This is a genomic window from Pseudoalteromonas sp. SCSIO 43210, from assembly GCF_054133285.1.
Genome location: NZ_CP087225.1, coordinates 589772 through 612996 on the forward strand (window position 1 = coordinate 589772; position 23225 = coordinate 612996).

22 protein-coding genes are annotated in these 23225 nt (G+C 38.9%); 7 read left to right on the forward strand and 15 right to left on the reverse strand.

Going from position 1 to position 23225, the window contains the following annotated elements:
• Positions 1 to 2: 2 nt before the first annotated feature.
• The 4 genes from LOS73_RS02530 to LOS73_RS02545 all read left to right on the forward strand — a co-directional run bounded on the left by LOS73_RS02530 (position 3) and on the right by LOS73_RS02545 (position 5986).
• A complete protein-coding gene (locus LOS73_RS02530; RefSeq protein ID WP_033028336.1) occupies positions 3 to 248 on the forward strand; it encodes a DUF1289 domain-containing protein in 246 nt (81 codons plus the stop codon).
• A 605-nt stretch (positions 249 to 853) separates the two neighbouring features.
• On the forward strand, positions 854 to 1057 hold the full coding sequence (locus LOS73_RS02535; protein WP_033023391.1) for a DUF3283 family protein: 204 nt from the start codon (positions 854 to 856) through the stop codon (positions 1055 to 1057).
• A 2-nt stretch (positions 1058 to 1059) separates the two neighbouring features.
• Positions 1060 to 1461: a GNAT family N-acetyltransferase gene (locus LOS73_RS02540; RefSeq protein ID WP_149614631.1), complete on the forward strand. Its 402-nt coding sequence runs from the start codon at positions 1060 to 1062 to the stop codon at positions 1459 to 1461.
• 22 nt (positions 1462 to 1483) lie between these two features.
• Positions 1484 to 5986, forward strand: coding sequence for an EAL domain-containing protein (locus tag LOS73_RS02545; protein WP_457934427.1), 4503 nt, complete (start codon positions 1484 to 1486; stop codon positions 5984 to 5986).
• Between the two features lie 15 nt (positions 5987 to 6001).
• On the opposite strand, the gene LOS73_RS02550 is transcribed toward LOS73_RS02545, so the two are convergent.
• Both LOS73_RS02550 and LOS73_RS02555 read right to left on the reverse strand, forming a co-directional pair.
• A complete protein-coding gene (locus tag LOS73_RS02550; protein WP_033015870.1) occupies positions 6002 to 6955 on the reverse strand; it encodes an ion transporter in 954 nt (317 codons plus the stop codon).
• Complete coding sequence (locus LOS73_RS02555; protein ID WP_457934429.1) at positions 6955 to 9624, reverse strand: bifunctional acetate--CoA ligase family protein/GNAT family N-acetyltransferase; 2670 nt, start codon at positions 9622 to 9624, stop codon at positions 6955 to 6957. Before LOS73_RS02555 ends, LOS73_RS02550 begins: the two co-directional genes overlap by 1 nt.
• A 114-nt stretch (positions 9625 to 9738) precedes the next feature.
• Between LOS73_RS02555 and LOS73_RS02560 the strand changes: the two genes are divergently transcribed.
• Positions 9739 to 10455 (forward strand): SIMPL domain-containing protein, encoded by a 717-nt coding sequence (locus LOS73_RS02560; RefSeq protein ID WP_457934430.1) that lies wholly within the window; start codon positions 9739 to 9741, stop codon positions 10453 to 10455.
• Here the strand turns inward: LOS73_RS02560 and LOS73_RS02565 are convergent.
• The 8 genes from LOS73_RS02565 to LOS73_RS02600 all read right to left on the reverse strand — a co-directional run bounded on the left by LOS73_RS02565 (position 10452) and on the right by LOS73_RS02600 (position 17479).
• Positions 10452 to 11120 carry a hypothetical protein gene (locus LOS73_RS02565; protein WP_007376530.1) on the reverse strand — a complete coding sequence of 223 codons (669 nt, stop codon included), beginning with the start codon at positions 11118 to 11120 and terminating at the stop codon, positions 10452 to 10454. The two genes, LOS73_RS02560 and LOS73_RS02565, sit on opposite strands and share 4 nt — an antisense overlap.
• Positions 11121 to 11209: 89 nt before the next feature.
• Positions 11210 to 13045: a DUF885 domain-containing protein gene (locus LOS73_RS02570; RefSeq protein WP_007376529.1), complete on the reverse strand. Its 1836-nt coding sequence runs from the start codon at positions 13043 to 13045 to the stop codon at positions 11210 to 11212.
• 79 nt (positions 13046 to 13124) lie between these two features.
• Positions 13125 to 14261: a radical SAM family heme chaperone HemW gene (gene hemW, locus LOS73_RS02575; RefSeq protein WP_457934431.1), complete on the reverse strand. Its 1137-nt coding sequence runs from the start codon at positions 14259 to 14261 to the stop codon at positions 13125 to 13127.
• A complete protein-coding gene (locus tag LOS73_RS02580; RefSeq protein WP_033028329.1) occupies positions 14258 to 14857 on the reverse strand; it encodes an XTP/dITP diphosphatase in 600 nt (199 codons plus the stop codon). Before LOS73_RS02580 ends, hemW begins: the two co-directional genes overlap by 4 nt.
• A gap of 4 nt (positions 14858 to 14861) precedes the next feature.
• Positions 14862 to 15305 carry a DUF4426 domain-containing protein gene (locus LOS73_RS02585; RefSeq protein ID WP_457934433.1) on the reverse strand — a complete coding sequence of 148 codons (444 nt, stop codon included), beginning with the start codon at positions 15303 to 15305 and terminating at the stop codon, positions 14862 to 14864.
• A 60-nt stretch (positions 15306 to 15365) separates the two neighbouring features.
• A complete protein-coding gene (locus tag LOS73_RS02590) occupies positions 15366 to 15899 on the reverse strand; it encodes a YggT family protein (protein ID WP_002962568.1) in 534 nt (177 codons plus the stop codon).
• 27 nt (positions 15900 to 15926) lie between these two features.
• Positions 15927 to 16748: a pyrroline-5-carboxylate reductase gene (gene proC, locus LOS73_RS02595; protein WP_457934434.1), complete on the reverse strand. Its 822-nt coding sequence runs from the start codon at positions 16746 to 16748 to the stop codon at positions 15927 to 15929.
• A gap of 17 nt (positions 16749 to 16765) precedes the next feature.
• Complete coding sequence (locus tag LOS73_RS02600; RefSeq protein WP_149614638.1) at positions 16766 to 17479, reverse strand: YggS family pyridoxal phosphate-dependent enzyme; 714 nt, start codon at positions 17477 to 17479, stop codon at positions 16766 to 16768.
• Positions 17480 to 17481: 2 nt separating this feature from the next.
• On the opposite strand from LOS73_RS02600, the gene LOS73_RS02605 reads away from it, so the two are divergent.
• Together LOS73_RS02605 and LOS73_RS02610 are read left to right on the forward strand one after the other, a co-directional pair.
• On the forward strand, positions 17482 to 18522 hold the full coding sequence (locus LOS73_RS02605; RefSeq protein WP_008136622.1) for a type IV pilus twitching motility protein PilT: 1041 nt from the start codon (positions 17482 to 17484) through the stop codon (positions 18520 to 18522).
• Between the two features lie 9 nt (positions 18523 to 18531).
• Positions 18532 to 19668: a PilT/PilU family type 4a pilus ATPase gene (locus LOS73_RS02610; RefSeq protein ID WP_033040501.1), complete on the forward strand. Its 1137-nt coding sequence runs from the start codon at positions 18532 to 18534 to the stop codon at positions 19666 to 19668.
• 59 nt (positions 19669 to 19727) lie between these two features.
• Here the strand turns inward: LOS73_RS02610 and ruvX are convergent, their stop codons facing one another.
• The 5 genes from ruvX to LOS73_RS02635 form a co-directional block, all read right to left on the reverse strand.
• A complete protein-coding gene (ruvX, locus tag LOS73_RS02615) occupies positions 19728 to 20177 on the reverse strand; it encodes a Holliday junction resolvase RuvX (RefSeq protein ID WP_457934435.1) in 450 nt (149 codons plus the stop codon).
• A 35-nt stretch (positions 20178 to 20212) separates the two neighbouring features.
• On the reverse strand, positions 20213 to 20770 hold the full coding sequence (locus LOS73_RS02620; protein ID WP_007376520.1) for a YqgE/AlgH family protein: 558 nt from the start codon (positions 20768 to 20770) through the stop codon (positions 20213 to 20215).
• 155 nt (positions 20771 to 20925) lie between these two features.
• Positions 20926 to 21876: a glutathione synthase gene (gene gshB / locus LOS73_RS02625; protein WP_007376519.1), complete on the reverse strand. Its 951-nt coding sequence runs from the start codon at positions 21874 to 21876 to the stop codon at positions 20926 to 20928.
• Between the two features lie 54 nt (positions 21877 to 21930).
• Positions 21931 to 22665, reverse strand: a complete 735-nt coding sequence (gene rsmE / locus LOS73_RS02630; protein ID WP_457934436.1) for a 16S rRNA (uracil(1498)-N(3))-methyltransferase — start codon at positions 22663 to 22665, stop codon at positions 21931 to 21933.
• A gap of 76 nt (positions 22666 to 22741) precedes the next feature.
• On the reverse strand, positions 22742 to 23218 hold the full coding sequence (locus LOS73_RS02635) for a hypothetical protein (RefSeq protein WP_007376517.1): 477 nt from the start codon (positions 23216 to 23218) through the stop codon (positions 22742 to 22744).
• Between the last annotated feature and the right edge of the window lie 7 nt (positions 23219 to 23225).

Consider the following 23225-nt stretch of genomic DNA (forward strand, 5'->3'; position numbering starts at 1 on the left):
CAATGCAACAAATTGAAATATTTGATATTCCAAGCCCTTGCAAAGGTATTTGTCTAGTGAATAATAGAGGGTATTGCAAGGGATGCTACCGCAGTCGCGATGAGCGTTTTACTTGGAACTCACTAAGTAATGCCCAAAAAAAGAAAGTGCTTAGTTTATGTCAACAACGCTACAAGCGTTACCTGCAAAAAGATCAAAAAAATTCAGCGTTAAATAGTAAAACCGAACAGCAAGGATTTGATTTTTAATTCTTATCTGCCTTTTGGCACATATAATGCCAGTGCTGCATAGAATTTGAACAATTTAGCGCTGAAAATAGCTGCTTGGGATAGATTTATTATCCAAAGCTTCGATTAATTAGCCAGTCACTAAAGTACTATTTACGGCCACAAAGCTACTGTTACGACTATTAATCTATAATCGATACCTCATAACTAATTCCATCTAAAGCTTGCTTTTCTATGTGCCAATTGTGTTCTTGGAACACACAAAACGGTTGTTATACCAACCTGCATAAATCTTTGATCAATTTAACGAATTAAATTGCACTATAACGTCGTTAAAAATTTTTTATTTAGAACAACTAGATACAAAAACTTTTGCCTAGTTCTAGCGTAATTTTCTTAACGTTAAATAGACCCCATACATAAGCAGATTGGTATTAAAATACGACGGGATAAAAATAAATTAATCAACAATAATAAGATGCTAAAATGTTGTGGCTGCTATTTTAAATTACTACAGAAGTAAATAAAATACGCGGCGTATAATGCAATATGGCCACCTTATTGGTTGGTTTATAGCATTATTGCTATTTAAGCTGGTAATTTATTGGAATGAATTAGGAAATACTATGAGCTTTAACTTATGTCTGTTACCACGTGAAGAAAAATACCAAATTCAGCTCGATTATGAAGCGTCATTTTGGGCGTATCAAATTAAACGCAATAAAAAAACGCGTGAACAAGTGTATAACACTATTCATAGCCGTCCGGTTGCTGAGCAAATGTTTTTAAAACAGCAATTTGAACAGTATTTGTCAATGATGCTAAGTTAGGTATGTATAAGGTTGAAATATTAGAACAAGTTAAAAGTCCACTTGTTAATAAATTTTATAAGCAATACAGCGTAAGGGGGCGTGCTAATAAGCAAGATCAACTTTGGGTTGTTTATAATAAAACAGATATTGTTGCTGCGTGCCGCTTACAACATAAAGCCGAATTTTTATTTTTGTCGACCGTTTTTGTCGCTCCTCAGCATAGATCTAAAGGTTTAGCAAAGCTATTAATAACAACACTCTTAGAGAAGCAAAATAAAGTTGTTTATACCTTTGCCTACAAAACACTAGTTGATTTATACCGCACTGTTGGTTTTAACCAAGTGTTAACATATACTCTTGCTTTACAAGTACTTTTCGATACTTATAAACACCGCAATGTAGTCGCCTTAAAATACCCATAGCATCAAATAATATGGAATAAGCATGAGCAGATGTGTTAACTGGATCATATGTAGTTTAATAGCTTTTACTGCTATTTTAAGCTCTCAAGTAGGCGCACAAGTGAAGCGTTTATCTCCAAACGAAGGTTTGTCACAGAGCTACGTTAACACTATGCTTATTGATAATAGCGGTTACTTATGGCTTTCGACAGAAGCGGGATTGAATCGTTATGATGGTTATCAGGTTATTCCTATTAATGGCCCTAATGGCGAATTAGAAGAAGCTATTATTGACCGTATTTACCAAGACCCTCAAGGCCATATTTGGATTGCATCATTGCTTGCGGGCTTGTTTAGGTACGACCCTGCAACTAACTCATACAAACAATTTCTAGAAAAACCCACTAGCGAAGAACAAATTATTAACGAGTCTGCTTTTAGCATGCTAGCGATTGATGAAAAAACACTGTGGATTGGACGAGGTAGAGACTTTGCAAAGTTAGACATTGAAAGTGGTGTAGTAACTTCTATTTTTGAGCTTTCACATGAATATAAGAACACTTTAGTTAGGGAGCTTTTTCACTACAATGGCTATATTTTTATTGGCACTAGCCACGGTGCTTATGTATTTGATATCGCGACGGAACAAATACGTCCACTACAGCATTTAAAGGGCGAGCCTGAACATATTTACCAAAATAATGTGAAAGCGTTCGCTTTAGACGAAAGTAATCAACTTCTCGTTGGTGCTGTAAAGGGGTTGTATCAAGTAGATATCAGTAATTTATCGAAGATGTTTGAGCGCCCCGACCTACCATTTAAAAATAAGGCTTTGTTGGCAGATTTAAATATTTGGCAAATTGTTAACGCTCATGGAAAAGTAGATTTAGCTACAGATAAAGGATTGTTTAAGTTTGACTTAACCAGTGGCGAATTGATTAAAAATACGCGTATAACGCAAAGTAAATATACGCTTGCTGATACTAGTATTATTGATATGGTAAAAGATAAATCAGGTGGCACATGGGTGGCGACCAAAACAGATGGCGCATTTTATTTATCAAACGATAATTATAATTTTAGTAATGTTGATGGCAGTTTATTAGGTGGTGATGGATTGTCGCATCATTCGGTGTGGGGCATTACCGAATACAATGATAAGTTATGGTTAGCCACGCACAATGGCATAACCGAGGTCGATTTAAAAGCCAATACAGGAAAGGTCTACTTAAAAGACTATAAAGTAGATTTACTAACAACCGAATTTACTGTTTATGAAATAATGCCTTATAAAAATAAATTGTGGCTTTACAGTAACCGAGGGCTGTTTGTTTTTGATCCAATTACACATGATGTTAGTAAACCAATAACAAAAAATCCTGCTAACCAAGATAAAATAAAAGGCTGGGTGCATGGTGTTACACTTATGCCAAATGGCGATTTATATTATGTGCACTCAGATCATGGCGTGTTTATTTATAACATTGATACGCAAATAGTGACTCGTTTAGGTGGTGAATTTGCACAATTTCAACCCTTCCTAGCCCATGGTTTTTTACCACCACTTTCTAGTAAACCCGATTCACCATTGTTTTTTAATGCGGGAATTTTATATCAAGTAAACCCTGAAAATTTTGCATTGAAAATGATTTATAAAGTACCCAAACAGCATGAAAATGTTGCTATTAGTGTGTTGTCGTATGTTATAGATAACAACAATATTTTATGGATATCATTGTCTAATTTTGGCCTAATAGGACTTGATGCTTTAACTTATCAGCTAGTACATACAATTGATTTGGAAAAAAATAAATTGGGCACTTTACTCTATGACATGGTGCTAGATGATGACGGTATGATTTGGATGAGTAGCCACAAAGGTATCTGGCGGTTAAACCCAAAAACATTACATTTTCAACAGTTTACTGTATCTGAAGGGCTGCTTTCGGCTGAATTTAATAGCAACGCAATGGCACGCCTAAAAGATGGCCGTATTGCATATGGTGGCTTAAAAGGTCTCACCTATTTCCAGCCAATGGAAAATAAAAATACTCAGGTGCTAATTGATCATGTCAATATTACACGAGTCAATTTGATGTCGCGTGATTTATCGTTTGATTTAAAGCAGCCACTAAATGAAGTTATTCTGAACCATGATGACATAGGACTTGAAGTTGCTTTTTCTGCTATGGCATTTAGTAATCAAGAGCGTATTATTTATGAGTATCAATTAGGCAATGGCCAGAAAACGTATACTCGCAATAATAATCGCGTTTTATTCCCTAAACTTAATCCGGGTAACTACCAATTAAAAGTGTGGGCGAAAGATCCACTTACAGGCAAATACACAGCACCTGCAACTTTAAAAATAAGAGTAAAATACCCGCTTTGGCGAGCGCCTTATTTTATGGTGCTATATGCAATGTTACTCGTTGCATTTGTAACAATGTGGGTGATGCGACGCAATAAAATTCAACGGATTCTATTAGCAGCAAATAAAGAGAGCAAAGAAAGTGAAGCCCGCTTAAAAATAGCGTTAGAAGGCAGTGAATCTGGGGTATGGGATTGGCAGTCAAGTAACCCCTCCATTTATCAGCCTCGGTTAAAAAATGAACTTGGCTACGATAATGAAACAGTGAGTTTGGATGATTATTTAGCTAAAATTCACCCGCAAGATAAACAATTATTTCGCTTAGAATGGTTAGAATTTTTATCTACTGATAAAGGTTACTTTAACTGTACCTACCGCCTGCGCCACGCAAAAGGCTATTGGCGGTGGTATAAAGATTTTGGCAAAGTTGTAGAGTGGGACGAAAAAAACCCGCAAAAAGTGGCGGGGACCTACACTAATATGACCCGTGAGATGGTGTTTGAAGAGCATGCATTGTTGTTTACCGCAGCATTTGAGCAAACCCGTGATTGGGTGCTTATACTCGATAAAAACTTTAATATCCGTGCCTCAAATAAATCACTTCAAACAGCCTTTAACTTCTCTGCTGAGTCGCTTTCTAGTCGCTCTCTAAATTTAGGAATTTCACGCAGCAATCGTTTTGGCTATTTACGGATTATACAAAAACTATTAGTTGGCGAGCATTTCACTTGCGAAGATACTGTAGTGCTTGCAAATGGTGAGTCTCATTATGTATTAGTGAAAATAAGTGCAGTGGCCGATAACGAGCAACGATTAAATAGTTATGTTGTTATATTAACGGATATAAGCGCTCAAAAATCAGCTGAAAATGAACTTCATTTGCTCGCTAATTACGATGTATTAACGGGATTACCAAACCGTACGTTGTTTAACGATCGTGTTGGGCATGCGTTAGAACAAGCAAAAAAGCACAGCTGTAAAGTTGCACTGTTATACATAAATATTAAGCGCTTTAAGTACTTTAATGATTCCTTAGGGCACGAAGCGGGTGATGAATTAATTAAAAAAGTCGCAGAGAGATTAAAATGTGCATTACGCCCATCAGATAGTGTCGCACGTTTTAGTGGTGATGAATTTGTTGCGCTCGTAGAGGATGTTCATAAAATAGAAGAGGTTTTACTTATATGCGTAAAACTAATGGATTGCGTAAACCAAAATATTAGTGTTAGCGGACAGGTCGTTAATATTAATTTAAGTATTGGTGTTGCTATATCTCCTGATGATGCAAAAGAAAGCGCTACATTATTAAAAGCGGCTAACATTGCGCTTTACCATGCTAAAGATTCACTTGAAAGTAGCTATCAATTCTATAAACAAGAAATGAATCAGCATGTACAAAAAACACTTCACCTGGAGTCACAACTTACTAAAGCTTATCAAGAACATGAATTTTGTAATTATTACCAACCCATTGTTAACGCAAAAACTTATATTACAGAAGGGTTTGAAGTGTTATTACGCTGGCCTGAAAATAATCTTATCCAAACTCAAGAATTTTCTTTAGCGGCTGAAGGCATTGGTTTAATAACAAAGATAATGCTGCAAACATTGGCGCGTGCTTTAGAGGATTTGAAAGAGTGGCGTAAGGTATCGCCGAAGCTTTATTTATCAATAAATTTATCGGCACTTGATTTTGAGTTTATAGAGTTAGTGCCAGAGATCAGAAAAGCCCTAAGTAATGCCAATATACCCTCAGACGCGATTGTATTTGAAATTACCGAGTCGATACTTATGCGTGATTCAAAACAAGCATTGCACAGCATGGAGATGCTTAAAAGTTTGGGCTGCAAGCTTTATATGGATGATTTCGGTACTGGTTATGCTTCATTGACTTATCTAAAACGTTTTCCTATCGACGTACTAAAAATTGATAAGAGCTTTGTACAAGACATAGGCATAGATTCTGACGACGAAGCCATTATTCAATCAATACTTGCCCTTGCACACAGTTTAGGTAAAGAATGTGTAGCAGAGGGGGTTGAAAGCTCACATCAGCTCGCCTTTTTAAAAGAAAGAGGATGTAGGCATTTCCAAGGCTACTTATTTAGTAAACCTGTACCAAATAACGAAGTACTACCACTTATTAATCGCGATTGGAGTGATATGTTCAATTGATAATATTGTACTTATTTAAGGCCTTTTACCGCAGTGCCTGCAAAATAAATGGCCATTGTGCTCATTTAACTGTGTTTTAATAGCCTTATTAGCTTCTAGTTTACTCAAGCCTAACTTATAGCGTAGCTCTTCTAGGTGTTCTTGTTGAGTATCATTAAGAGTACCATTTTGAATTTGTTCATGTACGGCATCTTCAAAAAACTGGCGGCGTTTACGTATTTGTTCTGAAAAACTAGACGCGAGTAAACCGGTAGGTATAGCAACCATTCCCATGCTCAGTAGTGTGATAACCCCGCCGAAAAACTTACCTAATGGCGTTATAGGTACTACATCGCCATAACCAACGGTTGTTAATGTTGCCATTGCCCACCACATAGCAGCGGGAATCGAGCCAAATTTATCGGGTTGTATGTCGTGCTCAATTAAGTAAATTCCGCATGAAGCTAAAATAAGCACCACTGCCATAATAAAAAAAGCAGCCATTAGTGAACTACCTTCATCGTTAAAGGCTTTTAAAAGTAGCTGCATGGCGCGTGAGTAGCGTGTGAGTTTAAATACTCTTAATAGTCGAAGCACACGTAAAAAACGTAAATCGAGAGGAAATAAAAACATCATTAAGCTCGGCAAAATCGCGATTAAATCAACAATTGCCAAAGGGGAGAAAAAATAACTAAGCCGACGTTTGGTATTAGATCCTTTTATTGCAGCATATTGTGTTTTATCTACGCAAGCCCAAAGTCTGGCTAAGTACTCAATAGCAAAAATAGCGACTGAGACAATTTCTAAAACTAAGAATTCGTTGTAATACTGCTCTACCACACTTGGGATTGATTCAATAACAATGGCTACAACGTTGATCATTATTAAGCTAATGAGTGCAATATCAAGAATATGCCCTGCTCGGCGGTACTGGCCTGTGCCTTCAAACAGGCAAGCCAATTTTTGTCTTAAAGTCTGCGAATTATTCATTATGTAAGTTTGAGTACCATGTTAATACTGCCCTCTTCAAAGTCGCGGCTAATTTTAAAACCTAGCTTACGGGCAAGCTCAATCATCTCTGTATTCTCAGGTAAGGTTATGCCTTCAATCGACTCCACACTTTGGCGTTTGCAGTGATTAATTGCAGCGCTCATTAGTATACGACCAAGCCCTAAGCCTTGGCAGTCTGAGCGTACTACAATAGCAAATTCAGCATGTAGGTTATCGGGATCCATAATGACGCGAGATACACCCAAAGTGCGGGTTTTACCTTCAAAGCGTTGGCAAACAATAAACGCCATTTCACGGTCGTAATCAATTTGGGTCATTTTAGCGAGTTGATCGTGGTTAAACTGTGGAAGCTCGCCAAAAAAGCGTTTATATCTGTCTTCTTTATTAAGTGACTCGTCAAATACTTTATGAGCTTGTTCATCTTCTGGTTTTATCGGTCTGAGCGTAGCTTGGGTGTTATTCTTAAGTGTTACCACTTCAACAAGCTCAATAGGGTAGGGACGAATAGATAACCGCTTACGATTGCTCTGAGCTTGATAGCGATTAAGTGTCATAGTGGCATCGAGCACTAAAAACTGCCCATTACTGGCAAGAATAGGATTTAGTTCCATTGAGCTAATGTCAGGTTGATCAATAACTAACTGAGAAATACGCGTTAGCAGTGCACACAAACGATACTTATCAACTTTTTCGGGGAGTATGCGCTCCTTTAATACGCCTTTGTCGTGCGCTGCAGCAATTAAATACTTTGCCAAGTTCATATTTAGTGGAGGCAGTGCAACGGCGGCTTGTGCATATTCAAGGCCGGTTCCTGCTTCACCTAATAATATAACTGGGCCAAAATTGGGCTCGGTTTTAATCGCAATTCGCAGCTCATTTGCCCCTGCTCGCGGCGCCATTTTTTGTAATGAAAACCCCTCAATAACAGCATCCGGATAAGTGTTTTTAATACGGATAAGCATCGCAAAAGCAGTTTGTTCAACCTCGTTGGCGTCGTTTAAGTTAAGCACCACACCACCGACTTCAGACTTCGAGGCAATACTTGGACTAATAAGTTTTAACGCGACTGGAAAACCAAGCTCAATGGCTTGCTCTTTGGCTTCTGTTGGGGTGTAAGCGACCTCAGTTTGAATGCATTTAATACCATAGTGGTTTAATATTTGGCTTGCCTGATGAGTAGGTAAGTAGCTTTGTCCGTCATCTAAAAACTCATTAATAAGCGCTTTAGCGGCCACTTTATTTATTTTAGCGTCATCAGTGTTCGACTCAGGTGTTTGCGTTAAATGCTTTTGGTTACGGCGATACGTTACCAAGTGCATAAACGCGCCTACAGAACCCTCTGGTGTTCTATAAGTGGGTATTGCGTTGTTTGAGCACACTTTTCTGGCGGCGTAAGATGCGTCTTCACCCATAAAGTTAGTTATAACGTAAGGGCGCGCCATTTTGGGTAATGTTTGTAAGGTTTCTACAATAATGTTGGCGTAGTCTTCGCTGGGCGCAAGCGCTGAGGGAGTATGGATAATCAGTAAGTTTTTAACTTCTTTTGCGTGCAGTAAAATTTCTAATGCTTGCTTATAACGCGCAGGTGCAGAGTCGCCAAAAATATCCACAGGGTTTGAGGTGGTTTCTGATTGCGGAATGACTTTATTTAGCGCATTTCGGGTTTCAATGCTTAGTTCTGCTAATTTACCGGAACTTTGAATAAGTTCATCAACGGCCATAACACCTGGGCCACCACCATTAGTTAAAATTGTCAGTTGTTCTACTTTTAATAATTTTGGATGCATGGCGAGTGTTTGTGTCGCTGCAAATAGCTCTCGTAAATCATTTACACGCAGCATACCCGCTCGTTGGAATAACGCATCGTAAACAGCATCAGAGCTTTGCTTTGCGCCGGTGTGAATTTCGGCTGCAAGTGCGCCCGCAGTTGTTTTACCTGTTTTAATCGCAATTACAGGCTTACTAAAGGCGGCGGCCCTTGCTGCTGATATAAAGCCACGAATATCTTCAATGTTATCTATGTAGAGTAAAATAGCTTTGGTTTTAGCATCACGACCTAAAAAGTCGAGTAGTTCATTAAAGTTTATATCAAGGCAATCGCCTACTGATACAAAATATGAAAAGCCAATTTCTTTGTTTTTAGCCCAATCTAAAATGGTTGAGCATACTGCTGCTGATTGCGATACAAATGCAATTTTACCTGGGCTTGCCACGGTATGTGAAAAGCTCGCATTTAAACCAATATGAGGGATCAGCAAGCCTAAGCAATTGGGTCCAAGCAAAGTAACTTGTTTGGCTTGAGCGCATGCTTTAAGCGCGCTTTTTTGTTCCCCAGATAGCCCATCGGCAATAACAATAGCCGTTTTACAGCCAAGCTCTCCAAGCTGCTCAATAATATCAATTAAGGTATTTTTGTTAGTACAAATAACAGCAAGGTCGGGTACTTTTGGTAAGTCAGCAATAGAGGGGTAAGCAAGTACGCCATGTACTGCGCTATGGCTTGGAGTAACGGGCATTATCGGCCCTTTAAAACCGCCTTGAAGTAAGTTGCGCATAACCACAAAACCAGCCCGAGTTGATACGTTAGAGGCGCCAATAACGGCCACTGAGCTTGGGTTAAAAAATTGGGTTATACGCTTAAGGCTCATGGTTTTTCCTAGGCTGATTAAATTTTGCGTTATTTATAGTCTCAATGTACCCTGTTTACTGTGTTATTTCGAGCGTATCGATGCTTATTATTGATATCAATCAAGGAGATTATTGTGAATAAAACCCCCGGTTTTTACATTGTTATAGCGGCTATCTGTTTAAGTATAGGCCTAATTAGCTTGGGGTTTATTTTAAAAAGTACCGCTCTGGGTGTGAAAGAGATGGAACGTACTGTGCAGGTTAAGGGATTGGCCGAGCGAGAAGTAATCGCCGATACGGTAATTTGGCCTCTGCAATTTAGTGATGCCGACAATGATCTTGAAGAATTAGTCAGCCGAGTTGAGAAAAAAAATGATGCGGTAACTGCTTTTTTAAAACTCCATGGTTTTGACGACGATGAAATAACAATAGGCAGCCAGTCAGTTATTGATAAACAATCACGTGAATACAGTAATGAAAATCAAAAGTTTAGATACATAATACGCTCAAATATTATTGTTTATTCAAATGCACCAGATAAAGTACAAAACGCCCTGAGTAAAGTAAGCCAGCTTGCTAAACAAAATATCGCAATAGTGCAGGATAGTTACGAAACAAAAGTTGAATACATTTTTACAGGCCTCAATGATGTAAAACCTGCGATGGTGCAAGAAGCAACTGAAAAAGCGCGTGAAGTCGCTAATAAATTTGCTAAAGACTCTAATTCAAAATTAGGCAAAATAAAAACAGCTCGCCAAGGGCAATTTAGTATCAGTAATCGCGATTCAAACACTCCACAAATCAAAAAAATACGCGTTGTTACTAGTGTTGAATATTATTTAGATGACTAAATTGCTCTAATTAAATGCGCCACCTGTGCGGTTGAACGCTGCAAGTAAGCAGCACTAAGTAAAATGCTAGTTTCGTTAAGGCCTGCGCCTTTTAATGTATTTGCCAGTTGCTGTTTAGCCATTGGGTTTTGTTTTTGCTCTATTTCCATGAGTGCTAATAACGCTGAAAACTCATGTTTAACCGGCGTGCTTGGCTTATTCGCATACGCAATGTAACAAGCTACGGGTGTTAGGCCGCGATCGTTTGGCTGGGCAAGCGCTTTTACTAAATCATCGTTAGATTCAAACAGCATTAAAGAGCGCACATAATTAAAAGGTAATTTTTGATCGTCGGCGTGTTTAAATACATTATGCAGCGCGTTATTGCCCCGCACGTCTTGCGCTAAAAAGCCTTTATTAACTTTAAGTGCTGGGGTAAAAAAGGTTAACGTATCTGTTGTTGTCAATTGGTTTATAAACGCGGCTGGAGGTGCATTGGTAGTTAAAATACGCGTTGCCACATTTTGCATAAAGTCGTATTTAATGCTCATACGCTGAGTGCTTTCATATAAATGATTTAGCTGCAATGTCTGTTGGGCTGGGCTTAACTGTTTAAAGTCGTTATCAAGCTCATCTAGCTGATGCTTTGAAATACGTGCGTTAAGTAGTTGTATGCTTAAATCCATTATTATTTCCAAAGTCTTTTTTGCTACTATAAAACAAAAAAGGTCGCAAATGCGACCTTTCATCTTTAAAGCAATTGTTTAAATTGGTTTTAAGCTTTTTTGCTTGCTACCCATTCATTAACAAAGTTTTCTAGTACATTAAGTGGTACAGGACCATTTTTAAGGACAACGTCGTGGAACTGGCGAATATCAAACTTATCACCCAGTTGCTTTTTAGCGTCTTCACGAAGTTCTAAAATCTTAAGCATACCTACTTTATAAGCCGTTGCTTGTGAAGGCATTACAATGTGACGCTCAACCATTTTAACACCGTCAGATGTTGCATTAGGCGTGTTATTTACGTAGTAATCAATACCTTCTTGGCGAGTCCACTTCATTGCGTGAATACCCGTATCAACCACTAGACGACATGCGCGCCACAGCTCCATTGAAAGGCGACCAAAATCTGAGTAAGGGTCTGAGTACATGCCCATTTCTTTAGGAATGAATTCTGAGTATAAACCCCAACCTTCAATATACGCAGTGTAGCCACCAAATTTACGAAACTTAGGCACGCCTTCTAGTTCTTGCGAAATAGCTATTTGCATGTGGTGACCCGGAATACCTTCGTGGTATGCCAGCGCTTCCATTTGATACGTTGGCATAGCTTCCATATCGTAAAGATTCGCGTAGTAAATACCTGGGCGTGAGCCATCAGGAGCTGGCTGTTGGTAAAATGCTTTGCCCGCTGCTTTTTCACGGAATGCTTCAACTGCTTTTACTTTTAAATCAGCTTTTGGTTTAACAATGAATAGCTCATCTAAACGTGTTTTCATTGTATCGATAAGCCCTGTTGCTTCATCAAGGTAGCGTTGTTTACCTTGTGCATCATTAGGGTAGTAAAATTGTTTGTCAGTTTTCATAAACTGCATAAAGGCTTTTAAGTCGCCTTTAAAGCCAACTTTATCTTTAATTTCACGCATTTCATCATGAATACGTGTTACTTCAGACAGGCCAATTGCATGAATTTCTTTAGCCGTTAAATCTGTAGTTGTAGTGCGCTTAAGTGCGTTGTTATAAAACGCTTCGCCATCAGGTAATTTCCATGCGCCATCACGGTTATCTGCACGTTTTTCTAACTGTGCTAGGTAGTTAATTAGCTTAGAGTAAGATGGTTTAACAGCCGATTTTAATGCATCTGATGCATCGCTGATTAACGAGTCTTTCTCGTTTTGGCTAATTTCAAGCACTGCTACTTTACGTTTAAAATCAGCAAGCAATGTAGAATCATCGCCTTTTTCGAATGGGGCACCGTGAATAATGTTTTTACTTGAATCAATAACATGCGGGAACACAAATTTAGGAGCGATAATGCCTTTTTCTGCACGTACATTTAAATCAGTAATAAGCTGATCAATAACCTCAGTAACACCATTTAAACGTGAAATGTAGTCTTTAGCTTCTTTTGCATTACTAATTGAGTGCTGATTAATTAAAAACGCAGGGATCATAGAATGCGTACCAAACATTTGGTTCACAGGGTAATTATGGTAACGCCATTTAAAGTCGGCAATTGAACTTTCAAGATCTTGTTTTTTTAAGTCGTAACTTACTTTTGTTGCATCATCTAATAAATCACGATTAATTGCTTTTAATGCAACTAGGTCAGCTTTTGTTTGTGCTAAATCTTTAAGCTTTCTTTCTTCGCTGCCATCGTCCCACTTATCGTAATCTTGCTTAATACCCATATATGTTTGATATACAGGACTGCTCATTACATCGCGATTAAATGTATCTTCAAAAAATGCATTCGCTTTGTCGATTTCACTTTGTTGTGATTGAACTGCTTGTGCAACAGAGGCTGGAGTTGATTGTTGTGTTGTTTGCTGGCAACCAGCAAGCAGTGCAACGCTTACAGCCGCTGCAATAAAAGTAAGTTTACGCATTGTTTTCCCTTTTGTTGTTAGAAACCCATTAGGGTGTTTTATATTTATTCGCTTTATATTGTCGTGTAGTGCCTTAGCGCTACACGAACAATTCTAGTAGGTCATTTAAAAAGCGATGACCTTTTAAGGTTACCTGCCAATGACTGTCTGTTTGAGTCAATAAACCTTTATTAAGTGCTTGGTTTAGTGCGCTTTGTTGACTTTGCAGTGGCAGTGTTGTTAGTTTATTAAAATCATTAATTGGGCAAGGCTCAACAAGGCGAAAGCGATTCATAAAAAATTCAAATGCTAAATCGTCTTGCTCTACATGCCAGCTTTTGTACATATACGGTTTAATTAAATCCATATAACCGCGCGGGTGCTTAACCTTTTCGGTGCGCGTTATAAGCCCTGTATTTTCATCAGTAACCTTACCATGTGCGCCGCAGCCAATACCAAGATAATCGCCAAAACGCCAATAATTCAAGTTATGTTGGCATTGATAGCCCGGTTTTGCATAACCCGATATTTCGTATTGTACGTAACCGGCTTGTTTGAGTAATTCTATTCCTTGTTCTTGAATGTCCCACAGTGTTTCGTCTTGTGGCAAGGTAGGGGGTTTTGAAGCAAACTGCGTATTGGGTTCAATAGTTAGTTGATACCAAGATATATGTGGTGGATCGAGCGCTATAATTTGCTCTAAATCACTCAGTGCATCGTCAAGTGTTTGCCCTGGTAAGCCATGCATTAAATCAAGGTTAAAGCTATTTAAACCGGCTTCTTTAGCCTGCTGCGCAGCATAATTAGCCTCGTCGCTGCCATGAATCCGACCAAGTGCTTTTAACTTGTCGTTTTGCATGCTTTGTACACCAATAGAAATACGGTTAATGCCTGCTTTTACGTAATCTTTAAAGCGACCTGTTTCTACTGTACCAGGGTTGGCTTCAAGGGTAATTTCGCAGTGTTCTTCAAGCCCAATTAGGTTGTCGACTTCATTTAATAATCGGGTATAAGCTGCACCAGTTAATAAGCTTGGCGTGCCGCCACCAATAAAAATACTGTGAATTTTACGCCCTTGTACTAAGTGCAAATCAGCTTTTAAGTCATCAATTAAGTGTTGAACATATTCAGCTTCAGGTATTTCACCTTTTTGTCCGTGGCTATTAAAATCGCAGTACGGGCATTTTTGCACGCACCAAGGCACATGCACATATAAGCTCAGTGGTGGAAGGTTCACAGGCCGCCTTTTTGCTGTAGTTCTAGTAATAATTTTTGCAGCGCTTGTCCGCGATGACTCACTGCATTTTTTTGCTCTTTTGTAAGCTCAGCACTGGTGCAATTTTGTTCTGCTACAAAAAACACTGGATCGTAACCAAATCCACCGTTGCCATTTTGAGTGAGCGTAATTTCGCCCTCCCAGCTAGCACTACAAATAAGCGGAGTCGGGTCGTCTGCGTGGCGCATTAACACCAGTACACACCAAAAACGTGCACTTCGGATAGGATTATTACCCAAGTCTACGAGTAACTTATCAATGTTATCTTGATCACTGGCACCTGTGCCTGCAAAGCGAGCAGAATACACACCGGGCGCACCATTTAAGCCATCAACTTCTAAACCGGAGTCATCGGCAATAGCTGGCATGCCGGTAATTTTAGCGGCATGGCGCGCTTTAATAATAGCATTTTCAACAAAGGTAGTACCGGTTTCGGCAACTTCACCTACGTTAAAGTCGCTCTGTGGAACTACATTAATATTCAGAGAGCTTAGCATGTTAGCTAGCTCTTTTACTTTGCCAGGGTTACCTGTAGCAAGTACTAAAGTTTTGGTCATGTTATTAATCTACGTAAAATTTTTGCTGAAACTGTAATTTTTGAAATTGATTACTTTGCTGTATTTCAATCTCAAAGCGTAAAATCTCTTCGTTGGTGTAATCAACTTGGGCAAGGTAATAAATTGAATCACCTTCTTTTACTTCTTTAAAAGTAAGCGTTTGTTTGTTGCCAAGTAGGTTTCTAGCTGTGCCAGTAAGCTTTGCTGTTTGGGCTGTATTTTCGGCATCATTTTTTAAAACAGAAATATTCACAATGCCTTTGTATCCGCTTCGCTCAAGGCCATACGCTTTTGCTATTTTTGGCTGAATAAAAGTAGAAGGAAAAGCAATGTAATGCACTTGCCATGGGCCAAGCTCTTTGTATTGTGCGCCTTGCATTTCTTCGCTTTTCGCGTTAAATGCAAATGCTAAACAAGCAATAAAACAAAACTTAATTAAACGGTTCATTATGTATTCCTCAAAACATATAAAAAAGAGGCCTTTGGGCCTCTAATTAAAAAATCCATATTAGACTAAAAAATCCATAAGCAGCATTTGCAAAAACTGAATACCAATAATAAGTACTAAAACTGATAAATCTAAGCCACCCATTGATGGCAATATTTTACGAATTGGTTTTAGCATTGGTTCAGTAAGCTGATGGAAAACCGCTTCTATAGGGTTATAACCTTGGCTAACCCAACTTAAAATAGCGCGAATAATAAGTACCCAAAATACTAAATTAAGGCCTTCTTTTAGTACCGTTATAAGTGCTTGAATAAGTACAGGCTGTATTGCCCACGCATTATATATAACAAGCATTAAAGTACTGATTTTGGCTACAGCGACTATAAATGCCAGCAACAGAGAAGCTAAATCAAGCCCACCAAATCCAGGAATGATTTTACGCAGTGGTTTTACTGCAAACGAAGTGGCTTTAACCACAAACTGGCTCATTGGGTTGTAAAAGTCGGCTTTTGCCCACTGCAGCCAAAAGCGCAGTAATACCACCATTAAAAACAAATCAAACAAGGTACTGATTAAAAATTGCATGGCATTCATAGTGTAACCTTCAATAAAAAAGTAGTTTTAAAGTTCTTTTTCCATTTGCTCTGCACGCGCAATACAGGCATCCATTGCATCGCCAACGGTTTTAGTTAAGCCTTCATCTTTTAAGTGCTCAACAGCTGCGTGAGTAGTACCGCCTTTAGATGTTACGTTCGAACGTAGTTGCGAAATACTAATATCAGGCTGGCTAAGTGCCATTTCGGCGGCGCCAAGGGCTGTTTGTTGCACTAAACGACGAGCGTCTTCGTCGTTAAAGCCCAGTGCTTTGGCTTTTTCTTCAATGGCTTCCATAAACAAGAAAAAGTAAGCAGGTGATGAGCCGGTGACAGCAATAATATCGTTTATTTGTGACTCTTCTTCAACCCATACCGCAATGCCAGTGCATTCAAAAACTTGTTGTACAAATTCGTGTTCGCTTTGTGTTTCGCCCGCACCATATAAACCTGATACTCCGCGACCTAATAAAGACGGTGTATTTGGCATGCAACGTACCATTTTAACGTCTTTACCTAGCATTTCGCGCAAACGTTTTACGGTTAAGCCCGCAGCAACAGAAATAAACAGTTTATTGCTAAAGTCTATGCCTGACTCTTGAAACGATTTACATAAATCGCCCATCATTTGTGGTTTAACAGACAAAACAATTACATCAGCATCGCGCAGGGCTTCGTTATTGTCACTGGTGGTTTGCACCTTGAAATCAAATGCTACCTTTGCAAGCTTTTCTTGGTTGCGGTTAGTTGCAATAATATTACTTGCGTTAAAACCGTTTTTTACCATGCCACCAATAATGGCGTAACTCATATTACCTGTGCCTATAAATGCGATTTTTTTATCTGACATAAATCTGTTATCACCTTTTAAGTTCGTGTTCCAAAAATGTCTGTGCCGATCCTCACCATGGTTGAACCTGCACTAATGGCAGCTTCAACATCGTTACTCATACCCATCGACAAAGTATCTACTTGAGGATATTGGGTCTTTAGTTTATCAAAGCAAGTTTGCAATTGCTCAAAAGATTGAATTTGTGTATCCAGTTTGTCGCTTTTAGCAGGAATTGCCATTAAACCTCGAAGTGTTAGGTGCTCACATTGGTTTATATAATCGGCAAGTTCATCTATTTCATCGCGGTGGCAACCTGACTTTGCTTCCTCATTACTTATATTTACTTGAATAAGTACATTTAGAGGCGCTTTATCGCCTGGGCGCTGGGAGTTTAATCGTTTCGCTATCTTTAGGCGATCAACGCTTTGCACCCAGTCAAAATTGGCAGCCACTAAGGCACTTTTATTGGATTGAATAGGGCCAATGAAATGCCAAATGATGTCGCTATATGACTGTAGTTGAGCTATTTTATCTATAGCCTCTTGAACATAAGATTCACCAAATTCGCGCTGGCCGTGTTTGTAAGCTGCAATTATATCTTCGCTTGGTTTCGTTTTAGACACTGCCAGCAAGGTTATTTCGTTGTTATTTCGCTGTGCATTTTTTGCTGCCATTGCAATTCTAGCGTAGGCGGATGTGAGTCGTTCTGCTATTGTAACCATATATTTATCAGTTAGTTGTGGAGTCATAAATGGATATTACCGAATTATTAGCGTTTAGTGTGCAACATAAAGCATCCGATTTACACCTATCGTCGGGTGTTTCACCTATGATACGCGTAGACGGTGATGTTCGTCGCATTAATATACCTGCATTAGAAGATAAAGACGTAAACAGTCTGGTTTACGATATTATGAACGACAATCAACGCAAGGACTACGAACAAAACCTCGAAGTGGATTTTTCGTTTGAAGTACCTAATTTAGCACGCTTTCGTGTGAATGCGTTTAATTCTAATCGCGGACCAGCAGCAGTGTTTCGTACCATACCAAGTGAAGTGTTAACGCTTGATGATTTAGGTGCGCCAGAAATTTTTAAAAAGATATCTGATACTCCTCGAGGACTAGTTCTGGTTACAGGGCCTACGGGCTCGGGTAAATCAACGACACTTGCCGCGATGGTAGATTATATAAATCAAAATAAACATCATCATATTTTAACAATTGAAGATCCAATTGAATTTGTTCACGATAATAAATTAAGTCTAATTAACCAGCGAGAAGTGCATCGCGATACACATAGTTTCTCAAATGCGTTACGTAGTGCTCTGCGTGAAGACCCTGATGTGATATTAGTCGGTGAGCTACGTGATTTAGAAACAATTCGTCTTGCAATGACCGCAGCCGAAACCGGGCACTTGGTATTTGGTACGCTACACACCACTTCAGCACCAAAAACGATTGACCGTATTATCGATGTATTTCCTGGTGAAGAAAAAGCAATGATCCGTTCAATGTTGTCTGAATCATTACGCGCAGTAATTTCACAAACATTACTTAAAAAAGTGGGTGGTGGGCGAGTCGCTGCACATGAAATTATGATTGCAGTGCCTGCTATTCGTAACTTAATTCGTGAAGATAAAGTAGCGCAAATGTATTCATCTATCCAAACTGGCGCATCCGTGGGTATGCAAACAATGGATCAGTGTTTAACAAACTTAGTTAATCACGGTATTGTTAGTAACGTTGCAGCTAAAGAAAAAGCACAAGACAAAACACAATTTGGCGGTTAAGGAACTATTATGACGTTATCTTTAAATCATTTTTTACTGTTAATGATTGAGAAAAAAGGCTCTGATTTATTTGTATCAAGTAGGTTACCTGTAAGCGCTAAAATAAATGGCGAACTTATCCACTTAGGTGATGAAAAGTTAACTGATGAAGAAGCGCTCGAGCTTGTTGAGTCTGCTATGAGCGAAAAGCAAAAAGCGGAGTATCACGCAACTAAAGAATGCAACTTTGCGATTGCAACTGATGAAGGGCGTTTTCGTATTTCTGCCTTTTGGCAGCGTGATAGAGCCGGTATGGTTATTCGTCGAATAGTTACGCAAATACCTGATGTAGAAGAGTTAGGTCTGCCTTCTACGCTCACGGATGTAATTATGTCTAAGCGTGGGCTTGTGTTATTTGTGGGTGGTACAGGGACGGGTAAATCAACGTCTTTAGCGGCGCTTATTGGTTATAGAAATCGTCATCAACGTGGTCACATTTTAACAATTGAAGATCCTATTGAGTTTGTTCACGAACATCGTAAAAGTATTATTACTCAGCGCGAAGTAGGGCTTGATACAGAAAGTTTTGAATCAGCACTCAAAAGCTCGTTGCGCCAAGCACCCGATGTAATTTTGATTGGTGAAATACGCTCACAAGAAACCATGGAATATGCACTTAGCTTTGCTGAAACAGGTCATTTATGTGTTGCTACACTACACGCTAATAATGCTAACCAAGCTATTGATCGAATAATGCATTTAGTACCTAAAGAAAAGCACGATAAGCTTAAATACGATTTAGCGCTAAATTTGCGCGCTATTATTGCTCAACAGTTATTACCTACTTCTGATGGTGAAGGTCGTGTTGCAGCAATCGAAATACTACTTAACTCGCCGATGATTGCAGAGCTCATTAAAAATGGTGATATTGGTGGTATTAAAGAGGCGATGGCAAAATCGAAAGAAATGGGCATGCAAACTTTTGATCAAGCATTATTTGAACTTTATAAACAACAATCAATTAACTATGCTGATGCGCTGCACCATGCTGACTCGCCGAATGATTTACGTTTGATGATTAAACTACGTAATAATGAACAACAAGGAGCTGGTTTTTTACAAGGTGTAACGATAGATGGTTTAGATGGAAAAGACAGTAATTACTAAATGCTAAATGAAAAATATAAAAGCGCCAAGTTGGCGCTTTTATATTTTATACGGCCTTATTATTCACCGTAACTAGATTCAAAAAAACTTTCTAAAATAATAACCGCAGACATATTATCTACATTACCTTTACCCAAGTTTTTATAGCCGCCTTGCTCGAATAAACGAGCTTTAGCATCGGCTGTTGTTAAGCGCTCGTCTTGCGTTTGCACAGGAATGCCGTAATGGTTATGCAGCCTGTTAGCAAACTTTTTAGCTTTAAAGGTTACTTCTTGTGAAGTCCCATCCATATTTAGCGGTAAACCAACAACCATTAAGTCAGGCTGCCACTCGGCTACTTGTACGGCGATATGGTCCCAGTTAGGAATGCCATCTTGTGCTTTTACAGCCTTAAGGCTAGACGCACTGCCGGTTAACTCTTGCCCAATAGCAATACCAATACTTTTGGTGCCAAAGTCAAAGCCCATTACAGTGCGTTCGCCTTGCGGCTTAAGCGATTTTTTTGTCATGTTTGTCTTGTTTAAGTTTTAAATAATTAAAATTACTATGCGTGACCGGCTTCAGGGCTTAGTTGGCTTATATCAAAGCCCAGCATTGAAACCGCTTTTTCCCATCGTTTTTCAACGGGCGTATTAAAAATGATCTTCGGATCAGCTTCTATAATTAACCAACTATTATCAAGCAGTTCTTGCTCTAGTTGACCTTGCTCCCAACCTGAATAACCTAAGGTAATGATAAACTGCTCGGGTGCTTGTGCGGTTGTTAAACTTGCGAGTACATCTTTAGATGTAGTGATCATAATGTCACTACTGAGCTTTTGACTTGAGGTGTAACCCAGTTTTGGAGAATGCAGTACAAAGCCTCGATCGGTTTTAACCGGGCCACCTGCATATACAGCAACTTGTGCAGCTTGCTGGGTTTTATCATTATCTATTTCTATTTTGTCCAGTAGTTCGCCAACGGTAACATTAATAGGTTGGTTGATCACCAAGCCCATAGCCCCATCTTCATTGTGCTCACAAATATAGGTAACGGCACGTTTAAAAAAAGGGTCTTGCATCGACGGCATCGCGATTAAAAAATGATTTTCTAATGACTGCATAGATTTCACCCTTTTAAGTTAGTGGACTTTGAGTATGGCATATACCTATGTTTTTAAAACTAAATAAGCTTATGTATATCATTAAAAATTAATGCAGCAGTTACTGCATTAATTTTTAATGCGAAAAAAGCTATAAGTAACGATTAGGTATGTGCTTATTTACCTAGTTTTTTCTCAATTGCGTCAAATAAAATACCCGTAATTGAAATATCATAAGCAGCTTCAATTTCGCGCACGCACGTTGGTGCAGTGACGTTAATTTCAGTTAATTTATCGCCAATAATATCTAAGCCTACAAATATTAAGCCTTTTTCTTTAAGCGTTGGTGCAACAGCTTGCGCTATTTTTAAATCTGATTCGCTAAGAGGACGCGCTTCGCCTCGACCGCCTACAGCTAAGTTACCGCGTGTTTCACCATTTTGCGGTATACGCGCTAAACAATACGGAATGACTTCGCCATCAATAACCAATACGCGCTTGTCGCCTTGTTTGATCTCAGGAATATAATTTTGCACCATAGCAAAGCGACTGCCGTGTTCGGTTAACGTTTCACAAATTACACCAATATTAGCGTCGTCTTCTCTAATGCGGAAAATAGATGCGCCACCCATGCCATCAAGTGGTTTTAAAATAATGTCTTTATGCTCGGCTAAAAACTCACGAATTTGTTTTTGACTACGTGTAACCAGGGTATCTGGCGTATGTTCGCTAAACCATGCTGTAAATAGCTTTTCATTAGCATCGCGAAGGCTTTGTGGCTTGTTAATTATTAACGTACCTTCTTGTTCTGCACGCTCTAAAATATACGTCGCGTAAATGTATTCAGTATCAAAAGGAGGGTCTTTACGCATTAAAATTACATCAAGGTCGGCAAGGGCTATAGTGGCTTTTTCTTCAAGCTCGTACCATTTTTCTGCATTGTTGAATACTTGCGCTTTAGACGCCGTAGCGTAAGATTTACCTTTACGAAGAGATAAATCATCCATCTCCATATAATAAATTTCGTAGCCGCGTTCTTGCGCTTGCATCATCATTGCAAAACCGGTGTCTTTTTTGATGTTAAATCCACTAATAGGATCTGAAATAATACCTAACTTAATTGCCATGCGCTGTGCCTTACTATAAATGTTACTGTTTATATGAGGGTGCTTTTAGTTATTTCAATTAGCTAAATCGCCAAATTGAAGCTGTAATGCACTTAAGACCGTTAAAGCGGCCGTTTCCGTTCGTAAAACACGCGGGCCTAAACGAATATCTACAAAATCTAGTTGCTTAGTTAGTGCCATTTCATCATCGGTAAAACCACCTTCAGGACCGACTAAAAAGCGCACGCCATCTTTAGGTACTGTAATGGTTTTAATGCCGTGCTCAGCACGAGGGTGGAGTGTGAGCTTAATTGCATTGGTTTGTTGTGCAAGCCATTGTTTTAAATCAATCGGTGGATTAATGATTGGTATAAAGTTACGTCCTGACTGCTCAGCTGCTGCAATTGCGATTTTTTGCCATTGTTGGTGTTTTTTCTCAAGGCGATCACCCATTAGTTTTACGCCACAGCGCTGACTAAAAATAGGCGTAATTTCGGTAATCCCTAGTTCAACTGATTTTTGAATCGTAAAATCCATTTTATCGCCACGTGAAACACACTGACCTAAATGAATTTTTAAGGGTGATTCAACATCATGAGCATTAAATTCATATGGCATTACTACAACTGTTTTTTTAGTTACTTCAATTATTTCACTAAGGTATTCGCCGCCTTCGCCATTAAAAATAGACACATTTTCGCCTACTTTCATACGAAGTACACGGCCAACGTGGCCTGCAGCGTCTTCATCTAACGAAACGGGGGTATTTAAAATAATGTTAGATTTTTGATAAATATGAGGAACTCGCATGTAATGTCACTTATAGGTTAGCGCATAAAAGTTATATACCGCTATGGTAAGTAAGCTGTGAGCTTGGTGCAATTATTTATTTTCTATTAAGTTGTTCTGTTAACTCAACTAGGTTCAAAGGAGTTTCCGCTATATCGGTGTGGCAAGATAGATGATTTGAGTGGCTTTGGTCTGTTAGTGGGCAAAAGTTAAAACCATTTTCATCTTGGCTAACTAAAATGCGATTTTTATGCAAAGAGTTATAGATAAATCGCTGTGCATCATCGGCCAGTAAGTAGTCGACTTTATTTAGTAAAATACCTTCGATACTGTGATGCTCATGCAAGTAGCTGGCAAGTTCAGAAACGCTTATTTCGTTTTCAAAATCGCAATAGCAATAGTCTTTTATAAGCTCATCAAACATCATTTTTACTAATTGGCGCATATTAGAACCCGCGATGACTAAGGGGCTCGATGTATTTCGTCGTTCACTATTAAAATAATGCTCAGCAAATGATCGGCTAAACTCTTTATCTATGTCTATTAATAAATAGTTAGTCACTTGGAATGGCATAAGTCCC

What these genes read in the sequence shown, in the direction of transcription:
- LOS73_RS02530 (WP_033028336.1), top strand. Translation starts at nt 3, where the DNA reads ATGCAACAAATTGAAATATTTGATATTCCAAGCCCTTGCAAAGGTATT.
- LOS73_RS02535 (WP_033023391.1), top strand. Translation starts at nt 854, where the DNA reads ATGAGCTTTAACTTATGTCTGTTACCACGTGAAGAAAAATACCAAATT.
- LOS73_RS02540 (WP_149614631.1), top strand. Translation starts at nt 1,060, where the DNA reads ATGTATAAGGTTGAAATATTAGAACAAGTTAAAAGTCCACTTGTTAAT.
- LOS73_RS02545 (WP_457934427.1), top strand. Translation starts at nt 1,484, where the DNA reads ATGAGCAGATGTGTTAACTGGATCATATGTAGTTTAATAGCTTTTACT.
- LOS73_RS02550 (WP_033015870.1), bottom strand. Translation starts at nt 6,955, where the DNA reads ATGAATAATTCGCAGACTTTAAGACAAAAATTGGCTTGCCTGTTTGAA.
- LOS73_RS02555 (WP_457934429.1), bottom strand. Translation starts at nt 9,624, where the DNA reads ATGAGCCTTAAGCGTATAACCCAATTTTTTAACCCAAGCTCAGTGGCC.
- LOS73_RS02565 (WP_007376530.1), bottom strand. Translation starts at nt 11,120, where the DNA reads ATGGATTTAAGCATACAACTACTTAACGCACGTATTTCAAAGCATCAG.
- LOS73_RS02570 (WP_007376529.1), bottom strand. Translation starts at nt 13,045, where the DNA reads ATGCGTAAACTTACTTTTATTGCAGCGGCTGTAAGCGTTGCACTGCTT.
- LOS73_RS02580 (WP_033028329.1), bottom strand. Translation starts at nt 14,857, where the DNA reads ATGACCAAAACTTTAGTACTTGCTACAGGTAACCCTGGCAAAGTAAAA.
- LOS73_RS02585 (WP_457934433.1), bottom strand. Translation starts at nt 15,305, where the DNA reads ATGAACCGTTTAATTAAGTTTTGTTTTATTGCTTGTTTAGCATTTGCA.
- LOS73_RS02590 (WP_002962568.1), bottom strand. Translation starts at nt 15,899, where the DNA reads ATGAATGCCATGCAATTTTTAATCAGTACCTTGTTTGATTTGTTTTTA.
- proC (WP_457934434.1), bottom strand. Translation starts at nt 16,748, where the DNA reads ATGTCAGATAAAAAAATCGCATTTATAGGCACAGGTAATATGAGTTAC.
- LOS73_RS02600 (WP_149614638.1), bottom strand. Translation starts at nt 17,479, where the DNA reads ATGACTCCACAACTAACTGATAAATATATGGTTACAATAGCAGAACGA.
- LOS73_RS02605 (WP_008136622.1), top strand. Translation starts at nt 17,482, where the DNA reads ATGGATATTACCGAATTATTAGCGTTTAGTGTGCAACATAAAGCATCC.
- LOS73_RS02610 (WP_033040501.1), top strand. Translation starts at nt 18,532, where the DNA reads ATGACGTTATCTTTAAATCATTTTTTACTGTTAATGATTGAGAAAAAA.
- ruvX (WP_457934435.1), bottom strand. Translation starts at nt 20,177, where the DNA reads ATGACAAAAAAATCGCTTAAGCCGCAAGGCGAACGCACTGTAATGGGC.
- LOS73_RS02620 (WP_007376520.1), bottom strand. Translation starts at nt 20,770, where the DNA reads ATGCAGTCATTAGAAAATCATTTTTTAATCGCGATGCCGTCGATGCAA.
- gshB (WP_007376519.1), bottom strand. Translation starts at nt 21,876, where the DNA reads ATGGCAATTAAGTTAGGTATTATTTCAGATCCTATTAGTGGATTTAAC.
- rsmE (WP_457934436.1), bottom strand. Translation starts at nt 22,665, where the DNA reads ATGCGAGTTCCTCATATTTATCAAAAATCTAACATTATTTTAAATACC.
- LOS73_RS02635 (WP_007376517.1), bottom strand. Translation starts at nt 23,218, where the DNA reads ATGCCATTCCAAGTGACTAACTATTTATTAATAGACATAGATAAAGAG.